Annotated in this window: 5 protein-coding genes; 4 read left to right on the top strand and 1 reads right to left on the bottom strand. The window is 42.0% G+C overall.

Annotation, left to right across the window (positions count from 1 at the left end; all coding sequences use genetic code 11):
* Nucleotides 1-159 precede the first annotated feature (159 nt).
* Nucleotides 160-1,470: an efflux RND transporter periplasmic adaptor subunit gene (locus RM049_RS25610; protein ID WP_322706142.1), complete on the bottom strand. Its 1,311-nt coding sequence runs from the start codon at nucleotides 1,468-1,470 to the stop codon at nucleotides 160-162.
* 532 nt (nucleotides 1,471-2,002) lie between these two features.
* On the opposite strand from RM049_RS25610, the gene psaK reads away from it, so the two are divergent.
* The 4 genes from psaK to RM049_RS25630 all read left to right on the top strand — a co-directional run bounded on the left by psaK (nucleotide 2,003) and on the right by RM049_RS25630 (nucleotide 5,838).
* Complete coding sequence (psaK, locus tag RM049_RS25615) at nucleotides 2,003-2,263, top strand: photosystem I reaction center subunit PsaK (RefSeq protein ID WP_322675514.1); 261 nt, start codon at nucleotides 2,003-2,005, stop codon at nucleotides 2,261-2,263.
* A 118-nt stretch (nucleotides 2,264-2,381) separates the two neighbouring features.
* Nucleotides 2,382-2,633, top strand: coding sequence for a hypothetical protein (locus RM049_RS25620; RefSeq protein WP_322706143.1), 252 nt, complete (start codon nucleotides 2,382-2,384; stop codon nucleotides 2,631-2,633).
* 679 nt (nucleotides 2,634-3,312) lie between these two features.
* Nucleotides 3,313-3,900: a LemA family protein gene (locus RM049_RS25625; RefSeq protein ID WP_322675516.1), complete on the top strand. Its 588-nt coding sequence runs from the start codon at nucleotides 3,313-3,315 to the stop codon at nucleotides 3,898-3,900.
* Nucleotides 3,901-3,906: 6 nt separating this feature from the next.
* On the top strand, nucleotides 3,907-5,838 hold the full coding sequence (locus RM049_RS25630; RefSeq protein ID WP_322706144.1) for a M48 family metallopeptidase: 1,932 nt from the start codon (nucleotides 3,907-3,909) through the stop codon (nucleotides 5,836-5,838).
* Nucleotides 5,839-6,000 lie beyond the last annotated feature (162 nt).

Below are 6,000 nucleotides of genomic sequence, written 5' to 3' on the forward strand. Positions count from 1 at the left end.
ACCACTTTTCAAACAACCTCTTAGAGACTATTTTTCAAGTTCTCCAACAAAGAGCGATCGCTATAGTAACGCTCTTGGGTAAAAATTGGTAGGAGACAAGATTGAAACTTCTCCCTGCTCCTCGGTCACTGAGCGAAGTCGAAGTGCTACTCCCCTTAATTAAAATTCTGGAACGATCGCAACACCATCCCTGAGATTGAGCAACCCTGAAATAATAACTTTATCTTCTGGCTGTAATCCTTCAATAACTTGGTAATTATTACCTTTGATCTCGCCTAGCTTTACTCGCCTTTGCCGAGCTACTTGTTGGGATACACCTTGGGGAGATATCTCTGTTTCAACTACATAAACAAAAGTGTCCCCACCGACACGAGTCATTGCTGTTGTGGGAATTAAAACTCCGGGGCGCTGATTCCAGAACACTCTAGTCCTGACCAATTGATCTGCACGTAGCTGACCATTAGTGTTGTCAAACAGTGCTTTAATCAGTATCGTTTGTGTTTCATTGCTGGCATTAGGTGCAATAAAAAATATCCTACTTCTACCAAGCTTTTGACCTTGTGTGTTCATCACCTCTACTGGCATACCCTTACGCAATTGGGGCCCTTGCTGTAGCGGCACAGAGATATTCACTTCTAAAGGCCGATTTTGGGTGATATTAACTAATGGTGTAGAAGTATTAACTAAATCACCAACTTTCACAGGGATGTTGCCAACTGTGCCACTAAAAGGAGCGGCAATTTTGTCAGACTGGGGCTGTTGTGTTTGAGGATTTACATTAGATTGCTGCAAAGATTTTTCAGCCTGCAAGATAGAGGCTCGTTGTGCTTGAATTCTGGAATCTATTGCATCCAGACTAGTCTTAGCATTGGCCAGACGATTAGCAAACTGATTGCTAGCCTGTCGAGACACGGCTCCTTGTTCAGCTAGGTTGACAAACTTTTCGTAGTTCTGCTGGTACAATTGCAGATTCGCAACATAAGAGGGTCGTTCTGCTTCTAAAGATTTGAGTGTGGCGCGGGCATTTGCCAGTTGCATTAAAAATGCTTGAGGCACAGGATTATTCCTAGCGATCGCTGCCTGTGGTGTAGAATCTACTTGGAGAATTGGCGCTCCTTGGACAACTGGATCTCCAGATTTGACAAGTATCTGGGTAACTTGACCCTGAATTCTCGGCTGAAGCGTGACTGAGCGCAGAGATTTTAGACTAGCAATAAAATCTGAACTTTCCTCAATTATGCCGTTTTGTACTGTTGATATTTTGACTCTTACCCCTTGAGGTTGAGCGTTAGCATTTGAAGGTGCTGAATTTTGTGGAGTGAGTAAACGCCAAACTATAGCTGCTCCGCCCCCTAATAATAAGAGTGCGGCTAAACTCAACCAAAGCCACCGCCGTTTTCCAGAAGGTGGCTCAAATGACGTTTCTGGAGCTTTTTCTCCCAAATCAGTTTGAGGCTCAGGGGATGTCATGGCTTTTGAGGAACTTAAGGAACAAATTAACTACAATTCAATCAAAATTTCATCTGTCGTTCTTGAAATTACTGATTTGGCATGAGGTTTTGCGGCAAATTATGTGTTATCCCATCCAAATATACAATTTTGATGATTCTGTCTAAATCTACCGAAAGGTGAATCCGCTCCTGAAATTTCTGACTTCAACTGTATCCTTCAAAAAGTCGGGGATAATTTTATCGGAATCACTTTTATCTACAGCAGATTTCAAGTTCGGGAGGTACGCAAATTAAGTCTGTTACCTAGATATAAAGCGTATTTTACTGCTGAATTCAACTATAAGTATAAATCAATACTAACGGTTCGCTTGTTTCAGACATTGAAATTCAAACTAGCTAGCACAATCAGCTCGCTGCATTAAACTCATTTTGTATTAAGTAGTAAGAATAACTGTTAAATATTGATGCAAAATCGGGTAATTTCTTGAATTTGCTTCGGAAAGTTTCAGATTATGTTTTCAACCATTAATAAATTTCAGGAGCAAATCTAGGTGTTAACTTCAACCTTACTCGCTGCTGCAACCACACCTCTGCAATGGAGTCCTACAGTTGGACTGATTATGATTATTGCTAATATCATTGCCATTGCCTTTGGCAAATCTACCATCAAGTATCCCAACGCAGAACCAAAACTACCCTCAGCCAATTTCCTTGGTAATTTTGGTGTACCAGCGTTTTTAGCAAGTGCTGCCTTTGGCCATATCTTAGGTGTGGGCGCTATTTTAGGGTTGCATAACCTGGGAAGAATTTAGGTTCTTGCTCAAGTTAGCCTTTATTTGATGATTCTTTTGTCTCCAGCTTTGAGCCAGAGAGTTCTAACTATCTGGCTCTTTTTTATGAGACACTAAGTAGTATCAGTATCTCAACGGCATGACAGATATAACAGATTTATCAAAAAGAATTGCCAGCAAAGGCGATAATCCGCTAATTTTGCCACCTGTCAACTTGCAGTCACAAGAAGACGTAGAACTTGAGCGAAAACTGCGAGAACTCAAGTTTAAACAAGAATTAAGAAAAGATTGGATTTTATTTATTGTCAGGGATGTAGTAATTTTTCCTGCCGCCATCCTTTTTATTTTTGCTGTCAGTGGTTATTCCCTATTTATGCAGATTCATAAGTGATATCATGTCCGCTTGATTGCTTATTAAACCCGAAGAACCCCACCCCGCCAAAGCTGTGCTTTGTCTCCCCTCCCCGCTTTTCGGGAGGGGTTGGGGGTGGGGTTCTTTTATTATGGGTAATTTGGCGGACATGATAGATATGTCTGGCTAGAATTTTTAATCGACTCCAGAGGCGCAGAGTACACAGAGAAAAGAGAGATGATAATTAGGTAAGTAGGTAGACATAATTAAATACAATAAAATAAACTCTTAATTTGTAGTGAGTGATTTATCGCTCAGAGCAAGGATTATTAGGACTAAAGTCTTTACTAAGCTGTTCCACATTTAACTTGCATATATTGGGCGGGCGAGACGCCCACCCCACAATAAATATACAATTTCAGATTATGCAAACTAGATGTGGTTTATTACAAACTTTAATTTATTTATGCCTAAATACTTAGAGTTCACAAATAGTTTGGAATTGTTGTAAATTATTTCACTCTGCGTTCTCTGCGCCTCTGCGGTTATTTAAAAATATTACATCAGTAAACTTGCGTAACTAATTCTACAGACGACGAAGCCAACTTGCTACAAGTAGACTCATCTTTATATCCACATAAATTTTACTGGATATCAGGATTACCGTGTTTGGTAAATCTGCAAAAAAGTAAGTACCTGATGAAAATAATCTAAAAATATGGGGCTTTTAATATTTTCTGTTGCTTTAGTTGCCATTGTTGCTGTAATTATCATTAATGCCTACAACGATTTAGTTAAGTATCGCAACCGTTACAAAAATGCTTATTCTCAAATCGACGTTCAATTACAGCGCCGCTATGATTTAATTCCCAACTTGGTGGAAACTGCCAAAGGGTACATGAAACATGAGCGAGAAACCTTAGAAGCAGTTATTGCCGCTCGGAATTCTGCAATTAATGCTAGCAGTCGTGCGGTACAAAATCCTGGCGATCCCCAAGCGATGCAACAGTTGGGCAATGCTGAAGGGGCGCTGACGGGTGCGTTAAGTCGGTTGATGGTACTTTCAGAATCTTATCCAGAATTGAAAGCCGATCGCGCCATGACTCAGGTAATGGAAGAATTATCTTCCACTGAAAACCGGATTGCTTTTGCCCGTCAGGCTTTTAATGACGCGGTGACACTTTACAACACCAAGAGCGAATCTTTTCCCAGCAACCTGGTGGCAAATACATTTAACTTTACTGTTGCTGAATTGCTTCCTGAAGCTACCCCAGAAATAAGAAATGCTCCACGCGTATCTTTTTAGGTGTCTATGAATTTCTTTGAACATCAGGATCGGGCACGCCAAAATACGCAACAATTAATCGGGTTATTTTCCCTGTCGATCGCAGTTATGATTATGGCGATTTATATTGCCACTTTATTTCTGTTTCGCATGGCTCCTCGTGTTTGGTGGCATCCAGGCTTATTTCTCTACGTAGCTGGGATTACAATAGTTGCGATCGCCATCGGAAGTTTGTATAAAATTGCCTGTCTCCGTCAAGGCGGAAGCGTCATTGCCCAAGAGTTAGGAGGAAGACTCCTGCTACCAGAAATGGCCGACGAACAAGGGCGACAACTATTAAATATTGTCGAGGAAATGGCGATCGCTTCTGGTATTTCTGTCCCACAAGTTTATCTCCTCGACAAAGAAACCAGTATTAATGCCTTTGCTGCCGGATTTTCGCCCAATGATGCTGTAATTGGAGTTACCCGTGGAACTTTGGAAAACTTGAGCCGGGATGAGTTACAAGGAGTCATCGGCCACGAATTTAGTCATATTCTCAATGGAGATATGCGGCTAAATTTGCGTTTAGTGGGACTACTGCATGGGATTTTGTTCATTTATTTAACCGGGGAATTGCTGTGGCGGCTTCGCGATAGCTTCCGCTTAGGAAAGGAAGACAAGGGTTTACCTATCTGGGCGTTTGGTTTGGCACTAATGGCTATTGGCGGTATCGGATTACTTTGCGGACGCTTGATTAAAGCCGCAGTCTCTCGCCAACGCGAATTTCTCGCTGATGCTTCAGCCGTACAGTTCACTCGCAACCCCAACGGACTTACCGGAGTCTTCCAAAAACTCCAACAGATGGATTCACGCCTGATATCGCCGAGTGCAGAAGCCTCTAGCCACATGTTTTTTGGCAATGCCCTCAACCCCTCTTTCTGGGAAGATATGTTTTCTACCCACCCACCCTTAGCAGAACGTATCCGCCGGGTTGGGGGTTTGAACGTCAGAAATTTAGCAGCAATGCCATCTCGCAATCAGATGCGTTCCCCTTCCCAGGAATCCCTAACAATGGGCTTTGCTGGTGGTGGCAACGCCACACCATCACAGGTTGTAAACCAAGTTGGAAGCGTTACACCAGAGCATTTTGCCCATGCTCAAGCGCTGTTATCGCAGTTACCAGAATCTTTGCGTTTGGGTGCGCGGGAGCAACAAAGTGCAATAGCGATCGCTTTGGCGTTAGCCTTAGATACAGAAAATCTCCAAATTCAAGAACGTCAAATTGCTTGGTTACGAGAGGTACAGCCTGCTGATTTGGTAGAGAAAACCTTGGAACTAAGTAGCGAAATTAGTCAGTTAGATCCCAGAATTCGCTTGCCACTTGTGGATTTGGCAGTGCCTATATTGCGCCAAAACTCTGCCAAAGAATGCCAAAGACTATGCAAATGCGTCCATGGTTTAGTTGTAGCTACGGGAAGTTTATCGCTGTGGCATTTTGTGTTGCAATTAATACTGTGGCATCGTCTTCAACCTAGTATAAATCCTGCATCTACTACAACCGTAGAATTCACCTCCATCGAACAGATTTGGCCAGATAGTCTATTAATATTGTCCGTAATTGCTCGTGTCGGACACTCCCAACCTGATGCGTCCACTGAAGACATCGCCTATGCTTTTCGTTCTGGAGTTTTTCGACTTCCCAAAGCCGGAGAGCAAGAAAAACCAGAAATGCCATTAAGTTGTAATTTTACTGAACTAAAGAAAAGTATTGAGCGCCTGCGTCTTGCCACTCCCAAACTCAAACAAGCTATTGTTGATGCTTGCGCCCACACGGTACTACTAGATAACAAAGTTACTCCTTCAGAAGCAGATTTACTCAGAGCGATCGCCATGACGCTAGAGTGTCCCATCCCCCCATTTTTAAATTCTCAGCCTAGTGTTTCAAAACAGAAACAACCTTCTCCAAAACGAACTTAATGTAACGAGTGAGACACAATGATTTAGGGGTTGCTAAAAAATAAAAAGAAGCTCACACTATCTAGATTATCTAACTAAGGGACTTTCAGAGAATAAAATAAATAATGCTATAGGACTCATATTTGATTGCGTGAAAAAAACTCAGTACACCTTTATTCCTTC

The organism is Nostoc sp. DedQUE04 (assembly GCF_034530995.1).
GTDB lineage: Bacteria > Cyanobacteriota > Cyanobacteriia > Cyanobacteriales > Nostocaceae > Nostoc.

Bases quoted from the DNA above. Each gene is read 5' to 3' on its own strand.
- RM049_RS25610 (WP_322706142.1), bottom strand. From the start codon at position 1,470: ATGACATCCCCTGAGCCTCAAACTGATTTGGGAGAAAAAGCTCCAGAA.
- RM049_RS25620 (WP_322706143.1), top strand. From the start codon at position 2,382: ATGACAGATATAACAGATTTATCAAAAAGAATTGCCAGCAAAGGCGAT.
- RM049_RS25625 (WP_322675516.1), top strand. From the start codon at position 3,313: ATGGGGCTTTTAATATTTTCTGTTGCTTTAGTTGCCATTGTTGCTGTA.
- RM049_RS25630 (WP_322706144.1), top strand. From the start codon at position 3,907: ATGAATTTCTTTGAACATCAGGATCGGGCACGCCAAAATACGCAACAA.